Origin of the sequence: Salmonella sp. SAL04213 (assembly GCF_046550535.1) — a bacterium.
GTDB classification, from domain to species: Bacteria; Pseudomonadota; Gammaproteobacteria; order Enterobacterales; family Enterobacteriaceae; genus Salmonella; species Salmonella enterica.
In genome coordinates this window covers 72,384-98,887 of record NZ_JBGDXS010000001.1, presented here as the reverse complement: position 1 = coordinate 98,887, position 26,504 = coordinate 72,384, and the positions used below count along the sequence as shown (strand labels likewise).

Sequence of the window (26,504 nt, the reverse complement as noted above, 5' to 3'; positions counted from 1 at the left end):
AGGCCCGGTAAGCGCAAGCGCCACCGGGCATTAACATCACGACGATTTACGCACGCGCAGGTACCACTCGCACAGCAAACGAACCTGCTTACGGGTATACCCTTTCTCCATCATCCGATCGACAAAGTCGTCATGCTTTTTCTGCTCGTCAGTCGACGTTTTGGCGTTAAAAGAAATGACCGGCAACAGCTCTTCAGTATTAGAGAACATTTTTTTCTCAATCACCGTGCGCAGCTTCTCGTAACTGGTCCAGTTTGGATTACGGCCGCTATTGTTGGCTCTGGCGCGCAGGACAAAGTTTACTATCTCATTACGGAAATCTTTCGGGTTACTGATACCCGCTGGTTTTTCAATTTTTTCCAGTTCGGCGTTCAGCGACTCGCGATCGAACAGTTGACCGGTATCCGGGTCGCGATACTCCTGATCCTGAATCCAGAAATCCGCATAAGTCACGTAACGATCAAAAATGTTCTGCCCGTACTCAGAGTAAGATTCGAGATAGGCCGTCTGGATCTCCTTGCCGATAAATTCGGCGTATTTCGGGATCAGGTAGCCTTTCAGGAACTCCAGATAACGCTCAGCCTGCTCCTGCGGGAACTGTTCACGCTCGATTTGTTGTTCCAGAACGTAGAACAGATGTACCGGGTTTGCCGCTACTTCCGCATGGTCGAAGTTGAATACTCGGGAGAGGATCTTAAAGGCGAATCGGGTGGAGAGACCGTTCATCCCTTCATCCACGCCCGCATAGTCGCGATACTCCTGGTACGATTTGGCTTTAGGGTCGGTATCTTTCAGGCTTTCACCGTCATAAACGCGCATTTTCGAGTAAATACTGGAATTTTCCGGCTCTTTCAGGCGGGAGAGAATCGAGAAGCGCGAAAGCGTTTCCAATGTGCCCGGCGCGCAGGGCGCATGAGCCAGCTCGCTATGATTAAGTAGTTTCTCGTAGATTTTGATCTCTTCGGAGATTCGCAGGCAATAAGGCACCTTCACAATATAGACACGGTCGAGGAACGCTTCGTTATTTTTATTGTTACGGAAAGTCACCCATTCAGATTCGTTTGAGTGGGCAAGTATGATGCCATTAAAGGGCAGGGCAGAAATACCTTCCGTACCATTGTAGTTACCTTCCTGAGTTGCGGTCAGCAAGGGGTGCAGCACCTTAATAGGCGCTTTAAACATCTCGACGAACTCCATGATCCCCTGGTTAGCGCGGCATAGCGCGCCAGAGTAACCATACGCATCCGGATCGTTCTGGGCGTGATGTTCGAGTTTACGAATATCCACCTTGCCGACCAGCGCCGAAATATCCTGGTTGTTTTCATCGCCGGGTTCCGTTTTGGCGATGGCAATCTGCTCCAGAATGGAGGGCCAGACTTTCACCACGCGGAATTTAGTAATATCGCCGCCAAACTCATGCAGGCGTTTGGCCGCCCACGGGGACATAATCGTACCTAGATAGCGGCGCGGAATACCGTACTCTTTTTCCAGAATCTGCGCGTCTTCCTGCGGATTAAACAGGCATAATGGATGATCGTTGACCGGACTACGCTCGCCGTTGGCGCTTAAAACATAAATTGGCACGCGCTGCATTAGCGATTTCAGCCGTTCAGCGAGCGATGATTTGCCACCCCCCACAGGTCCCAGCAAATAGAGAATTTGCTTCTTCTCTTCCAGCCCTTGCGCCGCATGTTTCAGATAAGAGACAATCTGTTCAATCGCGTCTTCCATGCCGTAAAACTCTTCAAACGCAGGATAGCGAGCAATAACCCGGTTGGAGAAGAGTCGGGAAAGTCGGGGTTCCTGGGCAGTGTCGACCATATTAGGCTCGCCGATAGCCATTAATAGCCGCTCTGCCGCGTTGGCATAAGCACTGCGATCTTGCCGACAAATGGTAAGAAAATCCTGCAGTGTGAACTCTTCGTCCTTGGCAGCTTCGTAACGCTGGCGATAGTGATCGAATATATTCATGATATGCCATCCTTTCGTTTTTTCGCACATGTTAAGAGCCGTTCATATGAATAGTAGAGGCTCCCGGAAGAGGTAGACTGAACGCCGTCTCTGCTAAGGAAAAAAAGCAACTCTCATGCCATTTTATTGGTCAGAAGATCAACGTGTCCGGTGATACACCTTCTTAACATTAAGCGTAGATGGCATTTGCAAAACTTGCCTGTACGCGTCAGTGGATTTCGATGACATATCAATAACTCATCAGGTAGAAAAGGCTGGTGGATATCAGAAAAAGCGTTCCCGGTCACATAACGATCATCAGCCGATCATCTGAAAATAATCGGTGATGGTGATATTAAACGGTTACATTGTGTAAAATAGTTGGGCTTACAGGTATTGGCGGTTACACTTTTGCCGCAGAACATTTGAATAAGGAATTATGGATTGTGACCAAACTTAAACTTCTGGCTCTTGGCGTGTTTATTGCAACATCCGCCAGCGTCGCGCACGCTGAAAGCAACCTGACGTTGGGCGCAGGCGTTGGTGTGGTTGAACACCCTTATAAAGATTACGATAGCGACGTTTATCCGATACCGGTCATCGCTTATGAAAGCGAAAACTTCTGGTTCCGTGGTCTGGGCGGCGGGTACTACTTGTGGAATGACAATGCCGATAAGTTGTCAATCATGGCATACTGGTCCCCGATGTACTTCAAACCGGGCGACAGCGATGACCATCAGTTGCGTCGTCTGGACAGGCGTAAAAGTACTATGATGGCGGGCGTTTCTTACGCGCACCACACCCAGTATGGATTCCTGCGTACCTCACTGGCAGGGGATACGTTGGATAACAGTAACGGTATTGTCTGGGATCTGGCCTGGCTGTATCGGTATACCAATGGCGGGCTGACCTTAACGCCTGGTATCGGGGTTGAATGGAATAGCGAGAACCAGAACGATTACTATTACGGCGTATCACGTAAAGAATCTTCGCGTAGCGGCCTGCGCGGCTATAACCCGAACGATAGCTGGAACCCGTATCTTGAACTGAGCGCTAACTATAATTTCGCCGGTAACTGGAGCGTATATGGTACTGCGCGCTACACCCGTCTGTCGGATGAAATTACCGACAGCCCGATGGTGGATAAATCCTGGACCGGTATCCTTTCTACTGGCGTGACCTATAGATTCTGATTGATTGAATTTGCCGGAAAAACCACGACAAAGCCTGCGTTATGCGGGCTTTGTGCTGTCTGAAACGCGAACATGACGGCTTGCATAAATGCGCTGTTGACCGGGTATGGCGCAGCCTTATGTGATTTATACTTTGTTACATCAATTTAAAAAACTAGCCTTTTATATGAAAAATCCAGGTGATTACAACTGCGCTAACAATTAGCGTAATAATTGTTGCAATGCTGGCTGATATCGCCCTGTCACGTCCCGCTTATGCTATACCCATTCTTCACAGCGAGTAAGACGAATGAGCATAGTATTCAATACCGTAGCCAAGCCCAGCGGCAGTCTGTGTAACTTATCCTGCAAGTACTGTTTCTATCTTGATAAACCCCGGGGCCAGCGCGTCATGTCTGACGATGTGCTGGAGATGTATATCCGCCGGGTAATTGATGATACGCCATCATCAGAGGTCTCGTTTTGTTGGCAGGGGGGAGAGCCGACGCTATGCGGTCTTTCTTTTTACCAAAAAGTGGTGCGCTTGCAGCAACGCTATGCCAACGGCAAAACTATCTACAACAGTCTGCAAACCAATGGCGTATTAATCAATGAAGAGTGGGCGGCTTTCTTTGCGCAGCACCAGTTCCTGATTGGTATATCGATTGATGGGCCGCAAGCCGTTCATGATAATTACCGGAAAACGCCGTCAGGGCGGGCGTCTTTTTCCCGAGTCGTTAATGCTATCCGCCTTCTGCAGGCAAATGATGTCGAGTTCAACACGCTCACTGTCGTGAATGATGCGTCATGCCGTCATGGCAACGCTATTTATCATTTTTTGACGCAGGAACTGGAAAGTAAACACCTGCAATTTATTCCCATTGTTGAGCCGCTCGCGCAAAAAGCGCAGCGTTCTTTGACGTTATCTGACAATGAGGATTCGCCTTCGCTGATGCCCTTTTCCGTCACGCCTGAAGGGTGGGGCGCCTTTATGTGCGATGTTTTTGATCAATGGATACGTCACGATGTCGGACGCATATTCGTACAGCTTTTTGACAACTTACTTGGCGTCTGGATGGGGGAGCCCGCCACGCTTTGTACGATGCAGTCGACCTGCGGGCAAAGTTTGCTGGTGGAGCAGAATGGCGACGTGTTTAGCTGCGACCATTTTGTTTTTCCCGCCTATAAACTGGGCAATCTGCAGCAACACTCTTTAGAAGAAATGGCGGCCTCTCCTTTTCAGCAGCAGTTTGGCGCGGCTAAAGCAAACCTTTCCTCACGCTGCCAGAACTGTACGTGGCGCTTTGCCTGTCACGGCGGTTGTCCGAAACATCGAATTTGCATGGACGGCGGCGAACGGCAAAATTATCTCTGTAAAGGATATCTGGAGTTCTTTCAACATGTGACGCCCTATATGAATGTGATGCGGCAATTATTACTGAATCAGCGACCCGCCGCGCATATTACCCGCATCGTCGACATGATTGCGGATGACGTTCGTCTGTGACAAGAAAATCGCCCCCTTGCGCGGTATGATGCCGGACATTACCGTAGGGTCTAAGAGTCCTGTATTGTTTTACCGTCGAGTGACATTGAAAAGGAAATGAAATCAGTGAAAAACGTAACGTTTTGCGGGCAGGTGACGCTTCCTGCCATCGGACAGGGAACATGGTATATGGGCGAGCGCGCGGATCAACGTCAGCGCGAGGTTTCGGCGTTGCGCGCGGGGCTGGATTTGGGGTTACGCCTTATTGATACAGCGGAAATGTATGCCGACGGCGGGGCGGAAAAGGTCGTGGGCGAGGCGTTAGCAGGGCGACGCGATGAGGCATTTCTGGTGTCAAAAGTGTACCCGTGGAAAGCTGGCGGTCAGAAGATAGTTGCCGCCTGTGAAGAAAGCCTGCGTCGTCTGAAAACAGATTATCTCGATCTCTATCTATTGCACTGGGCCGGAAGCTTTTCATTCGAAGAGACCGTAGAAGGTATGGAGCGGCTAATCGCGCAGGGGAAAATTCGCCGTTGGGGAGTCTCTAATCTTGATTATGACGATATGCAGGCGCTGTGGCGCATCCCTGGGGGACAGCAATGCGCGACAAATCAGGTGCTCTATCATCTGGCGTCACGCGGTATTGAGTATGATTTATTGCCGTGGTGTCAACAACAGCGAATGCCAGTGATGGCCTATAGCCCGCTGGCGCAGGCTGGCCGGTTACGTAGCGGTTTACTGAATCATCCGGTGGTGAATGAAATTGCGCAAGCGCATAACGCAACGGCGGCGCAAATCTTACTGACGTGGGTGATTGCGCATCCGGGCGTGATGGCGATCCCGAAAGCCGGAAGTACAGAACACGTGAAGCAAAATGCGGCGGCGCTTGAGATCGCCTTGTCAGCAAACGAACTTGCCTTACTGGACAACGCCTGGCCTGCGCCAAAAGGGAAAACCGCGTTGGATATGGTGTGACGCCGGATAAAATGTGTAAGCGCCGCCATCCGGCAGGTCATGCCTGATGGCGGCTGACGCCTTTCAGATCCTATAGCAACGCCGTTATCCATTCACTTTTAGCGTTTAGCGACGCAGATAGTCTGCGCCAGACGAGAGGGTTTTTCTTCTGTGGCTTGTTGCGGCGCAGTAGCGTAAACCGTTTCAACGCAGACAAACGTTTTATAGCCGTCATCCGGCATGTCGCCCATGCTGACGGACAACGCCGGGCCAGGGTTCCAGCCTACGACGTTAAGGTGATGGTGGTGGACCACATCAATCGTGCGGTTTAATGTCGCATCGTGGATCACGCTACATGCTTCAGGATTGAGGTAAACGCGATCGGTACGGTCCGGAAAGGTTTGTATACCGCCGGCCAGGACACCTTCTTTAGCGTCGTTAACTTTATCAATAAACCGATCGCCGAGTCCGCTGACCTTAACGTTGGCGATGTCGCCAACGTTAAAATAGCTGTGGAGCGCGGATGTGGTTGCAAACTCGCCATGCGCTTCCAGTTCAATTTCACAGGTTTTGCCCACTTTAAAACGAGCCAGCAGCGTGAAATCGTGCGGCCAGTATTTCCGGGTGGCCTCACTGCTTTGCAGCTCAAATGTCAGCATTACGCCATTATCATCTTCATTATGCGCTTTTAGCGCCCACGGAAGATTACGCGCAAAGCCGTGTGACGGCAGACCCTGTTGAGCCGCAGGTCCAAACCAGGGCCAGCAGATCGGTACACCGCCGCGTAGCGCCACGCCGGTTTTGAAAGGCGTATTATTACTGAGCCACAATACCTCTTCCTCGCCAACGGGTTTCCAGGAGAGAAGGTGCGCGCCCTGTAATGCAAAAGAGGCTTTAACCTGCGGATGGTCAACGACGATCAGATCCAGGTCATCAAGCTGACGACGGGAAAGGACAGGGGTAAGCTGTTCGATAACCGGGAGGGCAAAAATTTTATTAATCATTACGCAATCCTCTTAACCCTAAATAATTCGAGTTGCATGACAAGGCGCTTGTGCCTTGACCAGTGCTTGCGCTGGCCCGTAGAGGCGAGGCCGCAGGCCGAGTAACGCGGCAAGTGAACGACAAATTCATCGGGAACGAATTTGAACAACCGTAGGTCATCTCCGGCCAGGGACATGGACATCCCTGATTCATCCCGATAAGTTCGACTTCCGTCAGTGATTCGGGTGAGAAAGCATAGCCAACACACCTGCAACTTGAAGTATGACGGGTATATCTTTAAGCAAAAAAAAGAGCGACCTGAGTCGCTCTTACCAATGACTGTGTCATCTCAACTTATTTGGAGATGTGAGCAATCAGGTCCAGTACTTTGTTGGAGTAACCGGTTTCGTTATCGTACCAGGAGACCAGTTTCACGAAGTTGTCGTTCAGCGCGATGCCTGCTTTAGCATCGAACACGGAAGTGCATACTTCGCCGTTGAAATCGGTAGATACAACGTCGTCTTCGGTGTAACCCAGAACGCCTTTCATTTCGCCTTCGGCAGCAGCTTTAACAGCAGCTTTGATCTGCTCGTAGGTAGCCGCTTTTTCCAGACGAACGGTCAGGTCAACAACGGATACGTTCGGAGTCGGAACGCGGAACGCCATACCAGTCAGTTTGCCATTCAGTTCCGGCAGTACTTTACCTACCGCTTTAGCAGCGCCAGTAGAGGACGGGATGATGTTCTGAGATGCGCCGCGGCCGCCGCGCCAGTCTTTGTGAGACGGGCCGTCAACGGTTTTCTGGGTTGCGGTAGTCGCGTGAACAGTGGTCATCAGACCTTCGATGATGCCGAAGTTGTCGTTGATAACTTTAGCCAGCGGCGCCAGGCAGTTGGTGGTGCAGGAAGCGTTGGAAACGATGTCCTGGCCTTCGTATTTGTCAAAGTTAGCGCCTTTAACAAACATTGGGGTGTTGTCTTTAGACGGACCCGTCAGAACCACTTTTTTCGCGCCAGCGGTGATGTGTTTACGCGCGGTTTCGTCAGTCAGGAAGATACCGGTAGCTTCAGCCACTACGTCAACACCAACTTCGTCCCATTTCAGGTTAGCCGGATCGCGTTCAGCGGTAACACGGATTTTTTTACCGTTAACGATCAGATGACCGTCTTTCACTTCAACAGTACCGTCGAAACGGCCGTGAGTGGAGTCATATTTCAGCATGTATGCCATGTACTCTGCGTCTAACAGGTCGTTGATTGCAACGATCTCGATGTCAGAACGTTTCTGAGCAGCACGGAAAACAATGCGACCGATACGGCCAAAACCGTTGATACCTACTTTGATAGTCATATATTCCACCAGCTATTTGTTAGTGAATAAAAGGTTGCCTGTAAAATTACAAAAACCTTACGCAGCGTCAAGCGGAATCGTGTCAATCATTGCGACAAATCAATCCTCTGCACAACCTTTGCGCGGCTGATTCGCCTCACTCTTCCTTTCGGCTTGAAACCACATGGGGGCGCCGCCCCGAATTTTAAAGGGCAACCGAGATAATAATGTGACATCAGTCACGATTCGTGAGCCGCCATTTCGCAATGATCAAGTTTAGAACAAAAGTTGGTACTGAGGTGTTAATGTTTTGTTAGAATCGGTCAGGCAATGTGAGCACGTTTAAAGTGAGATGTGAGCAAATGGCTAACCAACCTTCAGCAGAAGAACTCAAGAAAAAATTGTCCGAAATGCAATTCTATGTGACGCAGGATCGTGGCACAGAACCGCCATTTACCGGACGCCTGCTACATAATAAACGCGATGGGGTTTATCACTGCCTGGTCTGTGATACGCCGCTTTTTCACTCCCACACCAAATACGATTCAGGCTGCGGCTGGCCTAGCTTTTACCAGCCTGTCAGCGAAGAGGCGATTCGTTACATAGACGATTTTTCTCATGGCATGCAGCGTGTCGAAATTCGTTGCGGTAACTGCGATGCGCATCTCGGACACGTTTTCCCGGACGGGCCGCAGCCAACCGGTGAGCGCTATTGCGTTAACTCGGCCTCGCTGGCCTTTTCTGACGAGAAAAACGGCGATCAACTGAAAGGCTGAAAAAACGATTCAGCAAATTATTCCACAGGAGCGGACACATCATGAATCTTGATGAGATCATTAACAGCATGACGCCGGAAGTGTATCAACGTTTATCCACCGCCGTTGAGCTGGGTAAATGGCCGGATGGCGTGGCGTTGACGCCGGAACAGAAAGAAAACAGCCTGCAACTGGTGATGCTATGGCAGGCGCGGCACAATACCGAAGCGCAACATATGACGATCGATACTCACGGTCAGATGGTGATGAAAAGCAAGCAGCAGCTCAAAGCGGATTTCGGTATTACGTCAAAGCCGATTGCGACATTGAAAATGCAGTAACGGCAGCCGGATAAGAGGTAGTCGCCATCCGGCGGTTTCATTGCCGATGCGTTGTGCTTACCGGGCCTGCACATTGCTGTCAGGCACAGGCCCGCCATATTTTTACCCATTACGCTTAATGTCCAGCGAGTCCGCCAACTGTTTCGCTAACTGATTATTGTCATTGGCGGCCTATTCCCAGAACATTGCGCCGGCCAGCCCGCGCTTTTTAATCTGTTTCGTTAGAAGCGCTCTCCAGCCTGCGTTGAGCTTTGCCTGGTAGCGACGCTGACGTGACGTATCCGGCCCAAAGATCTATGCAATGGTCTCATCGTTGCGTGATGTATTGACCGGATACGATACCTGCTCCGCTACCTGGCGACAGCCTGGCCCTGCGTCTCTTCCCAGTCTGCCAGCGTATACAGCGTCGCGCCTGCCGCCGCCATCTCCATAAACGCGTGTGCGCTATCCTGCGGGTGAATATTCACGCCGCGACAGCCATCGGTGATAACGTTAACGGCATAGCCCAACTCTAGCGCATCCAGCACCGTAAATTTTACGCAGTAATCGGTCGCCAACCCCATCACGATAAGCTCGGTAACGTCATGCTCGCGAAGCCAGGTATCAAGGGTAGTTTTCTGCCGATGTTCGTTGTCAAAAAACGCGCTGTAGCTATCAATCAGCGGGTTCTCACCCTTATAGATGCAGGCGTCAATCGCATGTTGGTTAAGCAGGGGATGTAACGCCGCGCCGTCGGTATGTTGAACGCAGTGATCCGGCCAGAGCGTTTGCGGCAGCCCGTCCAGCTCTCCCTGACTATAGGGTTCCGCCTGATGCTGGCTGGCGAAGCTGCCATGCTGCGCGGGATGCCAGTCCTGGCTGGCCAGCACCGGAATCTGCCGGGGCTGGCACCAGTCAATAAGAGCGTTGGCGATGTCGATGGTACTGTCGCCTTCCGCTACAGCCAGCGCGCCGCCGGCGCAAAAGTCATTTTGCAAGTCGACCAGTAATAAGGCCCGGTTTGTCATTATCTTCTCCTTGTCGTCGGGATTTTTTAATCATCCGGCGTCAATTCACCACGCAAGTTTTGCGCCATCGCGCTACGAATCGCCTGAGTGTCCAGACCCTGGCTTAACAAATAATGCAGTTTGGTTAAGGTAGCTTCGACGGTCATATCGGCACCGCCAATCACGCCAGCGTGCGCCAGCGCATTACCGGTAGCGTACCCGCCCATATTGACTCGCCCTGACATGCATTGCGTCAGGTTAACCACCACGATGCCGCGCGAACTGGCCTCTTTCAGCTCCTGTAAAAACGCTTTATTTTGCGGCGCGTTGCCTACGCCATAAGAGCGCAGAATCAGCGCTTTTACCGGCTGACGCAGAAAGTTACGTACTACCTCGGCGGAAATCCCCGGATAAATCGTCACTACGCCTATCGGCTGCGGCGTAATAGGGTGAACGATTAATTCACCAGAACCGTAGGGCGCGGGAGGCGTATTTAAACGGCGAATGTGAATTCCTGCTTCCAGCAAGGGCGGCAGATTAGGAGAGGCAAAAGCGTCAAAACCATCCGCATGGGCTTTGGTCGTGCGATTGCCGCGGAACAGACGATTATTAAAAAACAGCGTTACTTCATTAATAGGGTAGTTGGCGGCGACATAAAGCGCATTCAGCAAATTAATTTGCCCGTCGGAGCGCAGCTCAGCCAGCGGAATTTGTGACCCTGTCACAATGACCGGTTTGCCCAGATTTTCCAGCATGAAAGAGAGCGCCGATGCGGTAAACGCCATCGTGTCGGTGCCGTGCAGAATAACAAAACCGTCATACTCATCGTAGTGCGCTTTGATATCTGCAGCGATATGCTGCCAGTCTTCCGGCGTCATATCTGATGAATCCATCAGCGGGGCATATTCATGGATGGTAAAATCCGGCATCTCCGGGCGGTGGAATTCCGGCATCAGCGCCAGCTGACGCTGAAGGTGCCCGGACACCGGGATATACCCTTTATCTGAGCGCTGCATACCGATAGTGCCGCCGGTATAGGCAACGTAAATTGATTTCTTTTGCATGATAATGTTCAGTCGTGTCGCGAAGGACGTATTAATGATTATCGGATGGCGGCTATGAGCAGACGCCGCCATCCGGTATGGCTATTGATGAAGCATTAGCGAACGTTCGCGCAAGTCAAACAGAACGCATAACGGTTTTGCGGATCGTTAAATGCCGCCAGTTTATCCCCCTCGGCCTTCACCGTGTTGGCGGCGGAAACGAGCGGCGCCGGGAGCATCGCCTGAATGGCCTCCGGCAGCATGGCGCGTATTGATCCGGTCATACTGTCCATGACCATATCAAGGACCGTCGGTTCGTCCTGATAGTAATCAAGATGCCACTGTTTCAGTTTCGCCAGCTCCGCCGCTTTGGCGACGGCGTCGTCAAAGTCGCCGAGACTGTCCACCAGACCATTGGCTTTCGCGTCTTCTCCGGTCCAGACATGGCCTTGTGCGATTTTATCAATCTGCTCCGGCGTACGCTTACGCGCGTCTGCCACCAGTGTGATAAAGCGTTTGTAGCCGTACTCAATACTGAGTTGCATCATCTGCTGCACTTCCGGTGACAGTGCTTTGGTCATCGAAATATCCGCCAGCGGCGAGGTGGAAACGCCGTCGCTGTGTACGCCAATCGACGACAGGCTGTTTTCTACCGTATTGATGACGCCGAAGATGCCAATTGAACCCGTCAGCGTGCTGGGGCTGGCCACGATATAGTTTGCCGGCGTAGAGATCCAGTAACCGCCGGAGGCCGCCATACCGCCCATTGAGACCACCACCGGTTTGCCAGCCGCTCTTGCTGCCGCCAGCTCGGCGCGGATAACTTCGGAGGCGTTGACGCTACCGCCTGGGCTATTGACGCGCAGCACAATCGCTTTCACTTTAGGATCAAGGCGTGCGTCGCGGATCTGCGATGCCGTAGTGTCGCCGCCGACATTCCCTGGCGTTTCTTCGCCATCCATAATCGCGCCATTGGCGAAAATAACCGCAATAGTACCGCCGGTATCCGCAGGCGTTTTCAGCGAATAATCGTAATAGCTGATCGCGCGATAGTTATTTTCGGTTTTGCTCCAGCCAAACTGCTTCGTCAGCGCTTTTTCAACATCTGCGCTGGAGGCGAGGGCGTCCACCAGTTTATGGTCGAGCGCATATTTGGCGGTGTCGCCGCCCACGCTGGTTAACCCGTCGATAATAGCCTGCGCGCCGGGGAAGAGTTGTTGCGGCGAAATCTGGCGATTGGCGGAAACGGTATGCAGGTAGTTCTGCCACAGTTCGCCTATCCAGCGGCTGTCGGCCTCGCGGGCGGCGGGCGACATATCGTCGCGGATAAACGGCTCGACGGCGGATTTATAGGTGCCGACCCGGAAAACGTGGGTAGAGACTTTCAGTTTATCCAGCAGCGTTTTGTAGTACAGGCCATTCGTAGCGAAGCCGTGAAGGTCTACCTGACCCTGTGGGGAAAGCCAAATTTTATTGGCGAAACTGGCGAGGTAATACTGACCCTGGCTGTAGTTTTCACCCACGGCAAAAACCGGTTTGCCGCTGTCGCGGAATTCGCGCAGCGCTTTACCGATATAGCGCATTGACGGCTGATCGGCGCCGGTGAAGTTTTTCAGATCCAGAACGATACCAGTGATGTTACGGTCATCTTTCGCCTGACGAATAGCGTTGACGATGTCAAACAGGGAGTTTTCCTGCAGACGGTCGGAGCTGGCGCCAAATAACTGGCGACCCAGCGCGCCCAGACGGTGATTGGTAGACGGTTTATCCACAATGACGCCGGAAATATCCAGCAGCAGAGCGCCGCGCGCGGTTTGCTCACTGTTGCTGCCGTTACCGATCTGCATCCAGATCCCAACGCCCACCAGAACCAAAAAAATAAAGAACAGGTTGAGTACCATTTCACGGACGAAGTTCAACACTCGCCACGTCCATTTAAAAAATCCGGCAATAAATCGCCACAGGGTTCGCATGTATTCTCCCTATCTGAGTAACAACGCTTATACCTTGGTGAGGATAAAGCATTAAGATGTGGCTATCGTAATGACCCATCAGGCAGTTGTCAGCAGGAATCACTGCCTGCGCTGTAACAAAATCCGCTCCCGTGTTAATTTTGTGAATAAATATCATTGCTGGAGTTAATCAAATGGATGCACTAGAACTGCTGGTCAACCGTCGTAGCGCCTCTCGTCTCGCAGAACCGGCGCCTGTCGGAGAGCAATTACAGAACATTCTGCGGGCGGGAATGCGTGTTCCCGATCATAAATCTCTACAGCCGTGGCGTTTTTTTGTGATTGAAGGAGAGGGGCGCGACCGCTTCAGCGCCGTGCTTGAACAAGGCGCTGTCGCTGCCGGGGGCGATGAGAAAGCGATCGAAAAAGCGCGTAATGCGCCGTTTCGCGCACCGCTGATCATTACCGTGGTGGCGAAATGCGAAGAAAACCATAAGGTTCCGGTGTGGGAACAGGAGATGTCTGCCGGATGCGCGGTGATGGCGATGCAAATGGCGGCGATTGCGCAAGGGTTTAATGGTATCTGGCGTAGCGGCGCATTAACGGAGAGCGCTATCCTGCGGGAAGCCTTTGAGTGCCGCCCGCAGGATAAAATTGTTGGTTTTCTCTATCTCGGCACGCCGCAGCTCAAAGCGTCAACGACGATCGGTACCCTCGACCCCACGCCGTTTGTGCGTTATTTCTGACGCTGAGGGATAAAACTGTCTGGATTCTGAGCAAAGGCGCGGTAATTCAGACAGTGATACTTACCACATCAGGGAATGAGCGCTACCATAGCGCGAATGCAATGACAGGAGATGTCCATGAGCGAGCAAGCCATTCGTTTAACGCAATACAGCCACGGCGCTGGTTGTGGTTGTAAAATTTCCCCTAAAGTGCTGGAGACTATCCTGCATAGCGAGCAGGCGAAGTTCGTCGACCCGAATCTGCTGGTGGGTAATGAAACCCGCGATGATGCGGCGGTTTACGATCTGGGTAATGGCACCAGTATCATCAGCACCACCGACTTCTTTATGCCGATAGTCGACAACCCGTTCGATTTTGGCCGCATTGCGGCAACAAACGCCATCAGCGATATTTTTGCGATGGGCGGCAAACCGATTATGGCGATCGCGATCCTTGGCTGGCCGATTAATACCCTGTCGCCCGATATTGCGCGTGAAGTGACCGAGGGGGGGCGCTTTGCCTGCCGTCAGGCCGGTATCGCGCTGGCGGGCGGACACTCTATTGACGCCCCGGAGCCGATCTTTGGTCTCGCGGTCACAGGCGTAGTGCCGACCGAACGGGTGAAGAAAAACAGTACCGCGCAGGCGGGATGCAAACTCTTTCTGACCAAACCGTTGGGGATTGGCGTGTTGACCACCGCCGAGAAAAAATCGCTGCTTAAGCCTGAACATCAGGGGCTGGCGACGGAAGTCATGTGTCGGATGAACGTTGCTGGCGCGGCGTTTGCCAATATCGATGGCGTAAAAGCTATGACTGACGTTACCGGTTTTGGCCTGCTGGGGCACCTGAGCGAGATGTGCCAGGGCGCAGGCGTGCAGGCGCTGCTTTGCTATCAGGACATCCCTAAACTGCCGGGCGTGGAAGAGTATATTGCCCTGGGCGCCGTACCGGGCGGCACAGAGCGCAACTTCGCCAGCTATGGTCATTTGATGGGCGACATGTCGCGTGAAGTTCGTAGCCTGCTGTGCGATCCGCAAACGTCAGGCGGTCTGTTGTTGGCGGTAACGCCGGACGCCGAAGACGATGTTAAAGCCACCGCGGCGGAATTTGGTATCGATCTGACCGCGATTGGCGAACTGGTCGAGGCCCGCGGCGGTCGCGCTATGGTTGAGATTCGTTAACCTGATGCGGTTGTTTATTGCCGAAAAACCGAGTCTGGGGCGCGCCATTGCGGATGTGCTGCCAAAACCGCACCGTAAAGGCGATGGTTTTATTGAGTGCGGAAACGGGCAGGTCGTCACCTGGTGTATTGGTCATTTGCTGGAACAGGCGCAGCCGGATGCGTATGACAGCCGTTATGCGCGCTGGAATCTGGCTGACCTGCCTATCGTGCCGGAAAAATGGCAGCTTCAGCCTCGTCCTTCCGTCACCAAACAGCTCAATGTGATTAAGCGCTTTTTGCATCAAGCCGGTGAAATTATTCACGCCGGCGACCCGGATCGCGAAGGACAGCTTCTGGTTGATGAAGTGCTGGATTATCTCCAGCTTCCTGCCGAAAAGCGCCAGCAGGTGCGGCGTTGTCTGATAAACGACCTTAATCCGCAGGCGGTCGAGCGTGCTATCGACAGGCTGCGGGCGAACAGTGACTTCGTGCCGCTGTGCGTCTCCGCGCTGGCGCGAGCGCGAGCGGACTGGCTGTATGGCATTAATATGACCCGCGCTTACACGATCCTGGGCCGTAATGCTGGCTATCAGGGCGTGTTATCCGTGGGACGCGTACAGACGCCGGTACTGGGGCTGGTGGTGCGGCGAGACGAAGAGATTGAGAACTTCGTCGCCAAAGACTTCTTTGAAGTGAAGGCGCACATCGTTACGCCTGCCGACGAGCGTTTTACCGCTATCTGGCAGCCGAGCGAGGCGTGTGAACCTTATCAGGATGAAGAAGGGCGCTTGCTGCATCGTCCGCTGGCGGAGCATGTAGTGAACCGAATCAACGGTCAGCCCGCGCTGGTAACCAGTTATAATGATAAACGGGAATCAGAATCCGCGCCGCTGCCGTTTTCGCTCTCGACGCTACAGATTGAAGCCGCCAAACGCTTTGGCCTGAGCGCGCAAAACGTGCTTGATATTTGTCAGAAGCTATATGAAACCCACAAACTGATTACCTATCCGCGTTCCGACTGCCGTTATCTGCCGGAAGAACACTTTGCCGGACGGCAGGCGGTCATGAACGCGATTAGCGTCCACGCCCCGGATTTACTGCCGCAGTCTGTGGTTAATCCTGATACGCGCAATCGCTGCTGGGATGACAAAAAAGTGGATGCGCACCACGCGATTATCCCGACGGCGCGCAGTTCTTCTGTCCATCTGACGGAAAACGAAGCGAAAGTGTACACCCTGATTGCGCGTCAGTATCTGATGCAGTTCTGCCCGGACGCGGTGTTTCGTAAATGCGTTATTGAACTGGAAATCGCCAAAGGGAAATTTGTCGCCAAAGCGCGTTTTCTGGCGGAGGCCGGTTGGCGGACGTTACTGGGCAGTAAAGAGCGCGACGAGGAAAACGACGGTACGCCGCTGCCGGTTGTCGCCAAAGGTGATGAGTTGCTGTGTGAAAAGGGGGAAGTGGTCGAGCGCCAAACCCAGCCGCCGCGTCATTTCACCGATGCGACATTGCTTTCCGCGATGACCGGAATTGCCCGCTTCGTGCAGGATAAAGATCTGAAAAAGATTCTGCGCGCGACCGATGGGCTGGGGACGGAAGCCACGCGCGCCGGGATTATCGAGCTGCTGTTCAAACGTAGCTTTCTGACCAAAAAAGGGCGCTATATTCATTCTACCGATGCTGGCAAAGCGTTAATACATTCGCTGCCGGAAATGGCGGCCCGTCCAGATATGACCGCTCACTGGGAATCTGTTTTGACGCAAATCAGCGAAAAACAGTGCCGTTACCAGGATTTTATGCAACCGCTGGTCGGCACGTTATATCAGCTGATCGAGCAGGCTAAGCGCACGCCGGTGAAGCGCTTCAGAGGGATAGTCGCGCCAGGCGGTGGAGACAAGAAAAAGAGCGCGCCGCGTAAGCGAGCGGGCAAAAAAAGCCCGCCTGCTGAGGAGACAGGCCGTCAGACCGAATAAGCGTAAAGCCATCTGGCCTGACGACGGGATTAAATGACGCCCTGCGCCAGCATGGCGTCGGCGACTTTCACGAAACCGGCGATGTTGGCGCCCTGAACGTAGTTGGTATGCTTATTATCGCCGCCGTACTCGACACAGGCGTGGTGGATATCCAGCATAATGTGATGCAGACGGGCGTCCACTTTCTCGGCTTTCCAGCTCAACCGCGCGGCGTTCTGCGCCATTTCCAGCCCCGATGTCGCCACGCCGCCCGCGTTGGCGGCTTTACCCGGCGCAAACAGTACGCCTGCCTCAAGGAAGAGATCGGTCGCTTCAATCGTGGTTGGCATATTTGCCCCTTCCGCCACGGCTTTTACGCCATTGGCAATCAGTACGCGCGCGGCGTCAACGTCCAGTTCGTTCTGCGTCGCGCATGGCAGGGCGATATCCACCGGTACGCTCCAGGGCTGCTGGCCTTCCAGATAGGTTAAGCCAAACTCACGGGCGTAGTCAGCGACGCGACCGTCACGGCTGGCTTTAATTTCACACAGACGCGCCAGCTTCTCTGGCGTGAAGCCACTTTCATCGACCACTGTCCCGCTCGAATCCGACGCGGTAACCACGCGCGCGCCAAAGGCCATCGCTTTCTCAATGGCGTATTGCGCTACGTTGCCGGAGCCGGACACGGCGACGCGCATCCCTTCGAAACCAAGACCATGACGTTTAAGCATCGCTTCAGTGAAGTAGACCAGGCCATAGCCCGTCGCCTCCGGGCGAATCAGGCTGCCGCCGAAGGAAAGCCCTTTGCCGGTGAAGACGCAGGCGCTGTTATTGGAAAGCTTGCGCATCATTCCCGCCATAAAGCCCACTTCGCGCCCGCCCACGCCGATATCCCCGGCAGGTACGTCGGTATCCGGCCCTAAATGGCGATACAGTTCAGTCATCAGCGCCTGGCAGAAACGCATCACTTCGCCTTCGCTTTTCCCTTTCGGATCGAAATCACTGCCGCCTTTACCGCCGCCCATCGGCAACGTGGTGAGGGCATTTTTAAAGGTTTGCTCAAAGCCGAGGAACTTAAGGATGGAAAGGTTTACCGAAGGATGAAAGCGCATACCGCCTTTATAGGGGCCGATAGCAGAGTTGAACTGCACGCGCCAGGCGCGATTTACCTGCACCTGGTTTTTGTCGTCCAGCCACACTACGCGAAACTGAATTACGCGCTCTGGTTCAACCAAACGTTCCAGTAAAGACATGTGGCGGTAACGGGGGTTTTGTTCAAGAAACGGCCACAGGGTGGTCATGACTTCACGGACGGCTTGCGCGAACTCGGTTTGATGCGGGTCGCGCTTTTGTACATGGTTGAGGAACGATTCCAGAGAACATGTCTGATCCATAGATATAAAAACCTCTTATATATTAATGTGGTTGTATTTGCGTTTTATCAGAATATGTATTTGCAGTTTTCGACTATACCATCAGCAATGTGACGGTAAGCAAGAAAAAAATGACGCTGCTAAGTAAATTCATAACGGGGCGAGGGTCATAACTAAAAGCGATGACAAAAGAGGATTAAAGTTTTCACGGCGGCTTACCGTTATACTGAGAATATACTTAGAAAAATAAGGAAATCCTATGTGCCGAAGCCTCGTGGTCGCCGTGATGGCGATAATGCCAATGGTCGGGCTGGCAAACCAGAACAGTCGTCCTGATATTCAGGTGAATGTCCCGCCGGAAGTTTTCAGCACGCGCGGTCAGTCGTCCCAGCCCTGCATTCAGTGCTGCGTTTACCAGGATCAGAATTACTCCGAAGGCGCGGTAATAAAAGTGGAAGGCGTCTTGCTCCAGTGCCAGCGTGACGAAAAAACCATCAGCACGAATCCGTTAGTCTGGCGTCGCGTAAAGCCATAAACGCCTGCAATAGCGGAATATCCGCCGGGGCGAGGGGGTACTCCAGCGCCTCTTCCGGCGTACACCAGGCTAATGCCTGATGTTCCAGCGCACGTATCAGACCGTTAAACGCAGGCACATGCCAGGCGTGCAAATGAATTCGTCGGCCAGACACGTCGCGTTGATGGCTGGCGATATAGACGCCGGGCGTGGCGTCAATCCCTAACTCTTCGCGTAGCTCGCGGATAAGCGCCTGCGGCTGGGTTTCGCCGGGTTCGACTTTACCGCCGGCAAACTCCCATAAACCGGCTTGATCCGCATGAGCTGGGCGCTGGGCCAGCAGAATTTTGCCGTCGCGTTCAATGATGGCGGCAACAACATCGAGTTTTTTTATCATTGTCGTTAAGGTCGTTATTCCTGCCGGGGAGCGTCGCGCTATCCCGGCCTTACGGTTAATCAGAAAGCGGAATCAAACACGAAACGTCGCCCAGACCGGCGCATGGTCGGAGGGTTTTTCCATACTGCGAATGTCGTAGTCTATACCGGTTTCTGCGCAACGTTCCGCCAGCGGAGCGCTTGCCAGCAAGAGGTCGATACGCAGCCCGCGATTATCCACGAAACCTTTTGAGCGGTAATCAAACCACGAAAATTTATCCATCGTTTGCGGATTCGCCTCACGGAACGTGTCCACTAATCCCCACTTCAGTAACCGTGACATCCATTCACGCTCCTCCGGCAGGAAGGAGCATTTACCGGTACGCAGCCAGCGTTTGCGGTTCTCTTCGCCGATGCCAATATCCAGATCGGTCGGGCTGATATTCATGTCGCCCATAATTAATACCGGATTATCGCACTTGAGTTCCGTTTCAAGATAGTTTTGCAAGTTCTGGTAAAACTGCGCTTTTGCGGGGAACTTCAACGGATGATCCCGGCTTTCCCCCTGCGGGAAATAGCCGTTAATGACGGTGATATTACCCAGCGGCGAGGGGATTTCCGCCATGATAATGCGGCGTTGCGCCTCTTCGCCATCATCCGGGAAACCGCGTCTGACGGAAATGGGCGTGGCTTTTGTTAGCAGCGCGACGCCGTAATGGCCTTTTTGTCCATGATAAAAAACGTTATAGCCCAGCTTCGCGACCTCTTCGAGCGGGAACATTTCGTCGTGGACTTTTGTCTCCTGTAGACCGATCACATCGGGCTGGTGTTTTTCGACAATCGCTTCAAGCTGATGGGGACGGGCGCGCAGGCCGTTGATATTAAAAGAGACAAATTTCATAGTCACTGCCACTTTGCAAGGTGAATCGTGTTGGGATGGTAGCAGAAATTTTACCGGGTGACTGCCACTCATCGTCAGATTCGGCCAATGGAAGCGTATGGTGTTTTCTATAGCGCGAAAATGGCACGGTTTGCGTGCAGATGCGCCAGAACGGGGCGGTAATTTCCAGTAAATTTCGTATAAGATCACAATTCCAGAATTATATTTGGCAACTGAATAATATTTCGCTTTTTCCTCTTTTTAGCCACCGATTATGCGGAAATATTCACTTTTCATGCAGTAAAAGTGAATATCGCTACGCTGTAACCCATTGATTTACCGTTTATCACTTCTGTTTATGCAATGTTAACGCTGGCTGGCACGAATGCTGCAATCTACATTTACAGCGCAAACACTCATATTAATTAACATATAGATAACTTTATTTTTACCAAAAGAGGTCGCTATGTCTCTGTCAGTTACGCGCGAAAACTTTGATGAATGGATGGTGCCGGTATATGTTCCCGCGCCTTTTATTCCTGTACGCGGAGAAGGCTCACGCCTGTGGGATCAGCAGGGGAAAGAGTACATTGATTTTGCTGGCGGGATCGCGGTCAACGCATTGGGACATGCGCATCCGGCGTTGCGCGAGGCGTTAAATGAACAGGCGAATCGCTTCTGGCATACCGGGAACGGTTACACCAATGAGCCGGCGCTGCGACTGGCGAAAAAACTGATCGACGCGACCTTCGCCGAACGCGTTTTCTTTTGTAATTCAGGCGCTGAAGCAAATGAAGCAGCATTAAAACTGGCGCGCAAATATGCCCACGATCGTGTCGGCAATCATAAAAGCGGCATTGTGGCCTTTAAAAACGCGTTCCATGGTCGCACGCTCTTTACCGTCAGCGCTGGCGGTCAACCCTCCTATTCACAGGACTTTGCGCCGCTGCCGCCGGATATTCGTCATGCAGCCTATAACGATCTGAACTCCGCCAGCGCGCTAATTGATGACAATACCTGCGCCGTGATCGTAGAGCCTGTGCAGGGCGAGGGCGGCGTGATCCCCGCCACGAAAGCTTTTTTGCAGGGGCTGCGTGAATTGTGCGACCGGCATCAGGCGTTACTGATTTTTGATGAGGTGCAGACGGGCGTCGGACGTACCGGCGAACTGTATGCATATATGCATTATGGCGTTACGCCCGATATCCTGACGACCGCTAAAGCGTTGGGTGGCGGCTTCCCGATCGGCGCGATGCTGACCACGCAAGACTATGCCAGCGTTATGACGCCAGGCACGCATGGCACCACCTACGGCGGTAATCCGCTGGCGACGGCAGTTGCCGGAAAAGTACTGGATATCATCAATACGCCGGAGATGCAAAACGGCGTCAGACAGCGCCACGATGCGTTTATTGAACGTCTAAATACCCTTAATGTACGTTTTGGCATGTTCAGTGAAATTCGCGGGCTGGGGCTACTGCTTGGCTGTGTGCTACAGACGGAGTTTGCCGGAAAAGCCAAACTCATCGCTCAGGAAGCGGCAAAAGCAGGCGTGATGGTGCTCATCGCCGGCGGCGACGTGGTGCGTTTTGCGCCAGCGTTAAATGTGAGCGACGAGGAGATAGCCACCGGGCTTGATCGTTTTGCCCTGGCGTGCGAACGCCTTCAGACGGGAGGCGCATCATGCGGGTGATTCGTCCTGTCGAACATGCGGATATCGCCGCGCTGATGCAGCTTGCAGGCAAAACGGGCGGCGGCTTAACCTCGCTACCGGCAAATGAAGCGACGCTGGCGGCCCGCATTGAACGCGCGCTAAAAACCTGGTCCGACGAGCTGCCAAAAGGCGAACAAGGGTATGTATTCGTTCTCGAGGACAGTGAAACGGGTGAGGTCGGCGGGATCTGCGCCATTGAGGTCGCGGTCGGTCTTAACGACCCCTGGTATAACTATCGTGTCGGTACGCTGGTTCATGCCTCCAAAGAGCTGAATGTATATAACGCGTTGCCAACATTATTCCTGAGTAATGATCACACTGGCAGCAGTGAGCTTTGCACGCTGTTTCTCGATCCCGAATGGCGTAAAGAGGGTAACGGCTACCTGTTGTCAAAATCGCGCTTTATGTTTATGGCCGCGTTTCGCGATAAATTCAATGAGAAAGTGGTGGCGGAAATGCGCGGCGTCATTGACGAGCACGGTTATTCTCCCTTCTGGCAAAGTCTCGGCAAACGCTTTTTCTCTATGGATTTCAGCCGGGCGGATTTTTTATGCGGTACCGGGCAAAAAGCGTTTATCGCCGAGCTGATGCCCAAACATCCTATTTATACCCACTTCTTATCTGAAGAGGCACAGGCCGTGATTGGCGAAGTCCACCCGCAAACGGCGCCAGCCCGCGCGGTGCTGGAAAAGGAAGGTTTTCGCTATCGCCACTATATCGACATCTTCGACGGTGGGCCGACGCTGGAGTGTGATATTGACCGCGTGCGGGCCATTCGTAAAAGCCGACTGGTGGAAGTCGCGGAAGGGCAACCCGCGCCTGGCGACTATCCGGCATGTCTGGTCGCCAATGAAAACTATCACCACTTTCGGGCCGCGCTGGTGCGTGCCGATCCTCAGACTTCACGACTTGTACTGACCGCAGCGCAGTTGGATGCGCTGAAATGTCGCGCGGGCGACCACGTTCGGCTGGTACGCCTTTGCGCTGAGGAGAAAACCGTATGACGCTATGGATAAACGGCGACTGGATAACCGGTCAGGGCGAACGCCGCCGCAAAACGAATCCGGTGAGCGCGGAGATACTTTGGCAGGGGAATGACGCTAATGCGGCACAGGTCGCCGAGGCCTGTCAGGCGGCGCGCGCGGCGTTTCCTCGTTGGGCCAGACAGCCTTTTGCGGCACGACAGGCTATCGTAGAGAAATTTGCCGCCCTGCTGGAGGCGCATAAAGTCGATCTCACGGAGGTCATCGCGCGTGAAACCGGTAAACCGCGCTGGGAGGCGGCGACGGAAGTGACGGCGATGATCAATAAGATTGCCATCTCGATTAAGGCTTACCACGCCAGAACAGGCGAACAAAAAAGCGAACTTGTCGATGGCGCCGCGACGTTGCGCCATCGTCCTCACGGTGTGCTGGCGGTATTCGGCCCTTATAACTTTCCCGGCCATTTACCGAATGGTCATATTGTGCCCGCGTTGCTGGCAGGCAATACGCTGATCTTCAAACCTAGCGAGCTAACGCCATGGACCGGGGAAACGGTAATAAAACTCTGGGAACGGGCGGGGCTACCGGCAGGCGTTCTTAATCTGGTGCAGGGCGGCCGGGAGACCGGACAAGCGCTGAGTTCGCTCGACGATCTCGACGGACTGCTGTTTACCGGCAGCGCCAGTACCGGATATCAGCTTCATCGCCAGCTATCCGGCCAGCCGGAAAAAATACTGGCCCTTGAAATGGGCGGAAACAATCCGCTCATTATTGAGGATGTGGCAAATATAGATGCGGCGGTACATCTGACGCTGCAATCGGCGTTTATTACCGCCGGACAGCGCTGTACCTGCGCGCGACGCCTTCTGGTAAAACAGGGTGCGCAGGGAGATGCATTTCTGGCGCGGCTGGTTGACGTCGCCGGACGTCTGCAGCCCGGTAGATGGGACGACGATCCGCAGCCGTTTATCGGCGGACTGATTTCAGCGCAGGCGGCACAGCATGTGATGGAGGCCTGGCGTCAACGAGAGGCATTAGGCGGTCGCACGCTACTGGCGCCGCGGAAGGTCAAAGAGGGAACCTCTCTGCTGACGCCTGGCATCATTGAGCTGACCGGCGTCGCGGATGTGCCGGATGAAGAGGTGTTTGGTCCGCTGCTGAACGTCTGGCGTTATGCGCATTTCGATGAGGCGATTCGTCTGGCGAATAATACCCGTTTTGGTCTGTCGTGTGGGCTGGTGTCGACGGATCGCGCGCAGTTCGAACAGCTCTTGCTGGAGGCACGGGCAGGGATCGTTAACTGGAATAAACCGCTCATCGGGGCAGCGAGTACTGCGCCGTTTGGTGGTGTCGGCGCGTCTGGCAACCATCGGCCCAGCGCCTGGTATGCCGCCGATTATTGCGCCTGGCCGATGGCCAGTCTGGAATCTCCCGAACTGACGTTGCCTGCGACATTAAGCCCTGGCCTCGACTTTTCTCGCAGGGAGGCGGTATGACGGCGCATGAAGTTAATTTTGACGGGCTGGTGGGGCTTACGCACCATTATGCCGGGCTATCCTTCGGCAATGAGGCATCGACCCGCCACCGTTTTCAGATGTCGAATCCTCGTCTGGCGGTAAAGCAGGGGCTGCTAAAGATGAAAGCTCTGGCGGATGCCGGCTTTCCCCAGGCGGTGATCCCGCCGCATGAGCGGCCTTTTATTCCGGCGTTGCGTCAGCTCGGCTTCACGGGTAGCGATGAGCAGATTCTGGATAAGGTTGCGCGTCAGGCGCCACGCTGGCTTTCCAGCGTGAGTTCCGCGTCGCCAATGTGGGTTGCGAATGCGGCGACGGTTTGCCCATCGGCAGACGCGCTGGACGGAAAAGTTCACCTGACGGTGGCGAATTTAAACAATAAATTTCATCGCGCTCTTGAGGCGCCTGTTACCGAAGCGCTGCTACGCGCCATATTTCGCGATGAAAGTCAGTTTTCAGTGCATAGCGCGTTACCGCAGGTCGCATTATTGGGAGATGAAGGCGCGGCGAATCATAACCGTCTTGGCGGCGAGTATGGTTCGGCAGGCGTGCAGCTTTTTGTCTATGGGCGCGAAGAGGAGAATGAAATACGACCCGCTCGTTATCCGGCGCGCCAGAGCCGCGAAGCCAGCGAGGCCGTGGCGCGTCTTAATCAGGTGAATCCGCAACAGGTTATCTTCGCTCAGCAAAACCCGGAGGTCATCGATCAAGGCGTATTCCATAATGATGTCATCGCCGTTTCGAATCGACAGGTATTGTTTTGTCACGAAGCGGCATTTGCCCGGCAGAAAGTGCTCATTAATCAGTTGCGTACGCGCGTTGACGGTTTTATGGCGATAGAGGTGCCCGCCGGAGAGGTTTCTGTATCAGATGCTGTGGCCACCTACCTGTTTAATAGTCAGTTGTTAAGCCGTGACGACGGCTCAATGCTGTTAGTGTTGCCGCGGGAATGTCAGGACCATGTCGGCGTCTGGCGCTATCTGAATAAGCTGGTGGCGGAGGATAACCCCATCAGCGCGATGCAGGTGTTTGATTTGCGAGAAAGTATGGCCAACGGCGGCGGCCCGGCCTGTCTGCGATTACGCGTGGTGTTAACAGAAGAAGAACGACGGGCGGTGAATCCAGCGGTAATGATGAATGACGCTCTGTTTACGGCCCTTAACGCGTGGGCGGATCGTTATTATCGCGATCGCCTGACCGCCGCCGATCTGGCCGATCCGTTATTATTGCGAGAAGGCCGGGAGGCGCTGGATGTGTTAACGCGTCTGCTGGATTTGGGGTCGGTTTATCCTTTCCAGCAAACGGGGGCGGCTGATGGATAACTTTCTGGCGTTGACGCTAAGCGGCACGACACCACGGGTGACGCAGGGGAAGGGCGCGGGTTTTCGCTGGCGCTGGTTAGGCCATGGTCTGCTTGAACTCACGCCCGATGCGCCGGTCGACCGTGCGTTAATTCTTTCTGCGGGGATACACGGTAATGAAACCGCGCCGGTCGAGATGCTGGATAAGCTGCTGTCGGCGCTGTATTCAGGCAGCTTGACGTTAACGTGGCGAGTGTTGGTGGTACTCGGCAATCCGCAGGCGCTGGCGGCGGGAATACGCTACTGTCACAGCGATATGAACCGTATGTTTGGCGGGCGTTGGCAGTCCTTTGCCGAAAGCGATGAAACGCGGCGGGCGCGTGAGCTGGAGCTAAGTCTGGAAACCTTCTTTTCATCTGGCCAGGCGCGGGTACGCTGGCATCTGGATCTGCATACCGCCATTCGTGGCTCGCATCATTTGCGTTTTGGCGTATTGCCGCAGCGCGACCGCCCGTGGGAGGCGGATTTTCTGGCGTGGCTGGGCGCGGCAGGACTGGAGGCGTTGGTATTTCATCAGGCGCCCGGCGGTACGTTTACGCACTTTAGCTCTGAACATTTCGGCGCGCTTTCCTGTACCCTGGAGTTGGGAAAGGCGTTGCCGTTTGGGCAAAACGATCTGACGCAGTTCAGTGTAACCTCGCAGGCGTTGTCGGCGCTGCTGAGCGGTGTCGAAACGTCAACCTCGTTTTCGCCGCCGCTACGCTATCGGGTAGTGTCGCAAATCACGCGTCACAGCGACAAGTTCGCGCTTTATATGGATGCGCAAACGCTGAATTTTACTGCCTTTGCGAAGGGAACGTTGCTGGCCGAGGAGGGGGATAAGCGCGTGACGGTGACGCATGACGTTGAATATGTTCTCTTTCCTAATCCCTCTGTCGCCTGCGGATTGCGGGCTGGATTAATGCTGGAAAGACTTCCCTGATAAATGTCCCTGTAAGCTCACGTTAGGATTACAGGGATGATTTGGGACACAGTTTCATGCTATTACGGATTATTCC

General features: G+C 53.7%; 23 protein-coding genes. 14 read left to right on the top strand and 9 right to left on the bottom strand.

All coding sequences use genetic code 11. From position 1 onward, the window contains the following. Window positions 1-36: 36 nt before the first annotated feature. Window positions 37-1,971: a protein kinase YeaG gene (gene yeaG, locus ACLJPQ_RS00480; RefSeq protein ID WP_001518010.1), complete on the bottom strand. Its 1,935-nt coding sequence runs from the start codon at window positions 1,969-1,971 to the stop codon at window positions 37-39. A gap of 425 nt (window positions 1,972-2,396) precedes the next feature. Here yeaG and ACLJPQ_RS00475 point away from each other — a divergent pair, with 425 nt between their 5' ends. The 3 genes from ACLJPQ_RS00475 (at window position 2,397) to ACLJPQ_RS00465 (ending at window position 5,583) form a co-directional block, all read left to right on the top strand. After that, window positions 2,397-3,143, top strand: a complete 747-nt coding sequence (locus tag ACLJPQ_RS00475; protein WP_000163762.1) for a MipA/OmpV family protein — start codon at window positions 2,397-2,399, stop codon at window positions 3,141-3,143. A 289-nt stretch (window positions 3,144-3,432) separates the two neighbouring features. Continuing rightward, window positions 3,433-4,629, top strand: a complete 1,197-nt coding sequence (locus tag ACLJPQ_RS00470) for an anaerobic sulfatase maturase (protein ID WP_080184906.1) — start codon at window positions 3,433-3,435, stop codon at window positions 4,627-4,629. Window positions 4,630-4,725: 96 nt separating this feature from the next. Continuing rightward, entirely contained in the window at window positions 4,726-5,583 is an 858-nt protein-coding gene (locus tag ACLJPQ_RS00465; protein WP_080184907.1) for an aldo/keto reductase, read from the top strand. A gap of 98 nt (window positions 5,584-5,681) precedes the next feature. Here the strand turns inward: ACLJPQ_RS00465 and ACLJPQ_RS00460 are convergent, their stop codons facing one another. Then, window positions 5,682-6,566: a D-hexose-6-phosphate mutarotase gene (locus ACLJPQ_RS00460; protein WP_000608660.1), complete on the bottom strand. Its 885-nt coding sequence runs from the start codon at window positions 6,564-6,566 to the stop codon at window positions 5,682-5,684. Window positions 6,567-6,900: 334 nt separating this feature from the next. After that, window positions 6,901-7,896, bottom strand: coding sequence for a glyceraldehyde-3-phosphate dehydrogenase (gapA, locus tag ACLJPQ_RS00455; RefSeq protein ID WP_000153505.1), 996 nt, complete (start codon window positions 7,894-7,896; stop codon window positions 6,901-6,903). 341 nt (window positions 7,897-8,237) lie between these two features. On the opposite strand from gapA, the gene msrB reads away from it, so the two are divergent. Further along, window positions 8,238-8,651 carry a peptide-methionine (R)-S-oxide reductase MsrB gene (gene msrB, locus ACLJPQ_RS00450; protein ID WP_001519539.1) on the top strand — a complete coding sequence of 138 codons (414 nt, stop codon included), beginning with the start codon at window positions 8,238-8,240 and terminating at the stop codon, window positions 8,649-8,651. Window positions 8,652-8,692: 41 nt separating this feature from the next. Beyond that, the gene (locus ACLJPQ_RS00445) at window positions 8,693-8,971 is read left to right on the top strand and encodes a YeaC family protein (RefSeq protein WP_001046864.1); all 279 of its coding nucleotides are present in this window, start codon (window positions 8,693-8,695) and stop codon (window positions 8,969-8,971) included. A gap of 350 nt (window positions 8,972-9,321) precedes the next feature. Here ACLJPQ_RS00445 and pncA read toward each other — a convergent pair whose 3' ends face one another. The 3 genes from pncA to sppA form a co-directional block, all read right to left on the bottom strand. After that, the gene (gene pncA / locus ACLJPQ_RS00440; RefSeq protein WP_000184701.1) at window positions 9,322-9,978 is read right to left on the bottom strand and encodes a bifunctional nicotinamidase/pyrazinamidase; all 657 of its coding nucleotides are present in this window, start codon (window positions 9,976-9,978) and stop codon (window positions 9,322-9,324) included. A 26-nt stretch (window positions 9,979-10,004) separates the two neighbouring features. After that, window positions 10,005-11,021, bottom strand: a complete 1,017-nt coding sequence (ansA, locus tag ACLJPQ_RS00435) for an asparaginase (protein ID WP_001170134.1) — start codon at window positions 11,019-11,021, stop codon at window positions 10,005-10,007. 95 nt (window positions 11,022-11,116) lie between these two features. Next, window positions 11,117-12,973 (bottom strand): signal peptide peptidase SppA, encoded by a 1,857-nt coding sequence (gene sppA, locus ACLJPQ_RS00430; RefSeq protein WP_080184908.1) that lies wholly within the window; start codon window positions 12,971-12,973, stop codon window positions 11,117-11,119. 173 nt (window positions 12,974-13,146) lie between these two features. Here sppA and ACLJPQ_RS00425 point away from each other — a divergent pair, with 173 nt between their 5' ends. The 3 genes from ACLJPQ_RS00425 to topB all read left to right on the top strand — a co-directional run bounded on the left by ACLJPQ_RS00425 (window position 13,147) and on the right by topB (window position 16,813). Beyond that, window positions 13,147-13,698 carry an NAD(P)H nitroreductase gene (locus ACLJPQ_RS00425; protein ID WP_080184909.1) on the top strand — a complete coding sequence of 184 codons (552 nt, stop codon included), beginning with the start codon at window positions 13,147-13,149 and terminating at the stop codon, window positions 13,696-13,698. Between the two features lie 117 nt (window positions 13,699-13,815). Continuing rightward, on the top strand, window positions 13,816-14,859 hold the full coding sequence (gene selD, locus ACLJPQ_RS00420) for a selenide, water dikinase SelD (RefSeq protein WP_001294900.1): 1,044 nt from the start codon (window positions 13,816-13,818) through the stop codon (window positions 14,857-14,859). A 4-nt stretch (window positions 14,860-14,863) separates the two neighbouring features. Beyond that, window positions 14,864-16,813 (top strand): DNA topoisomerase III, encoded by a 1,950-nt coding sequence (gene topB, locus ACLJPQ_RS00415; RefSeq protein ID WP_001235874.1) that lies wholly within the window; start codon window positions 14,864-14,866, stop codon window positions 16,811-16,813. A 29-nt stretch (window positions 16,814-16,842) separates the two neighbouring features. Here topB and gdhA read toward each other — a convergent pair whose 3' ends face one another. Continuing rightward, window positions 16,843-18,186: an NADP-specific glutamate dehydrogenase gene (gene gdhA, locus ACLJPQ_RS00410; protein ID WP_000372865.1), complete on the bottom strand. Its 1,344-nt coding sequence runs from the start codon at window positions 18,184-18,186 to the stop codon at window positions 16,843-16,845. Between the two features lie 238 nt (window positions 18,187-18,424). Between gdhA and ACLJPQ_RS00405 the strand changes: the two genes are divergently transcribed. Next, window positions 18,425-18,700: a YnjH family protein gene (locus ACLJPQ_RS00405; RefSeq protein WP_000336847.1), complete on the top strand. Its 276-nt coding sequence runs from the start codon at window positions 18,425-18,427 to the stop codon at window positions 18,698-18,700. Here the strand turns inward: ACLJPQ_RS00405 and ACLJPQ_RS00400 are convergent. Continuing rightward, window positions 18,660-19,076 carry a pyrimidine (deoxy)nucleoside triphosphate diphosphatase gene (locus ACLJPQ_RS00400; protein ID WP_000592136.1) on the bottom strand — a complete coding sequence of 139 codons (417 nt, stop codon included), beginning with the start codon at window positions 19,074-19,076 and terminating at the stop codon, window positions 18,660-18,662. The two genes, ACLJPQ_RS00405 and ACLJPQ_RS00400, sit on opposite strands and share 41 nt — an antisense overlap. A 72-nt stretch (window positions 19,077-19,148) precedes the next feature. After that, on the bottom strand, window positions 19,149-19,955 hold the full coding sequence (gene xthA / locus ACLJPQ_RS00395) for an exodeoxyribonuclease III (protein WP_000673951.1): 807 nt from the start codon (window positions 19,953-19,955) through the stop codon (window positions 19,149-19,151). 445 nt (window positions 19,956-20,400) lie between these two features. Between xthA and ACLJPQ_RS00390 the strand changes: the two genes are divergently transcribed. The 5 genes from ACLJPQ_RS00390 to astE are packed head-to-tail and all read left to right on the top strand — an operon-like array spanning window position 20,401 to window position 26,428. Further along, window positions 20,401-21,627 carry an aspartate aminotransferase family protein gene (locus tag ACLJPQ_RS00390; RefSeq protein WP_031565788.1) on the top strand — a complete coding sequence of 409 codons (1,227 nt, stop codon included), beginning with the start codon at window positions 20,401-20,403 and terminating at the stop codon, window positions 21,625-21,627. Then, window positions 21,618-22,652: an arginine N-succinyltransferase gene (astA, locus tag ACLJPQ_RS00385; RefSeq protein WP_001263885.1), complete on the top strand. Its 1,035-nt coding sequence runs from the start codon at window positions 21,618-21,620 to the stop codon at window positions 22,650-22,652. The genes ACLJPQ_RS00390 and astA overlap by 10 nt, the downstream gene beginning before the upstream one ends. Beyond that, window positions 22,649-24,127, top strand: coding sequence for a succinylglutamate-semialdehyde dehydrogenase (gene astD, locus ACLJPQ_RS00380; protein ID WP_080184910.1), 1,479 nt, complete (start codon window positions 22,649-22,651; stop codon window positions 24,125-24,127). The genes astA and astD overlap by 4 nt, the downstream gene beginning before the upstream one ends. Continuing rightward, complete coding sequence (astB, locus tag ACLJPQ_RS00375) at window positions 24,124-25,467, top strand: N-succinylarginine dihydrolase (RefSeq protein WP_000123932.1); 1,344 nt, start codon at window positions 24,124-24,126, stop codon at window positions 25,465-25,467. Before astD ends, astB begins: the two co-directional genes overlap by 4 nt. Next, complete coding sequence (gene astE / locus ACLJPQ_RS00370; RefSeq protein ID WP_079842418.1) at window positions 25,460-26,428, top strand: succinylglutamate desuccinylase; 969 nt, start codon at window positions 25,460-25,462, stop codon at window positions 26,426-26,428. The genes astB and astE overlap by 8 nt, the downstream gene beginning before the upstream one ends. The last annotated feature ends 76 nt before the right edge of the window (window positions 26,429-26,504 follow it).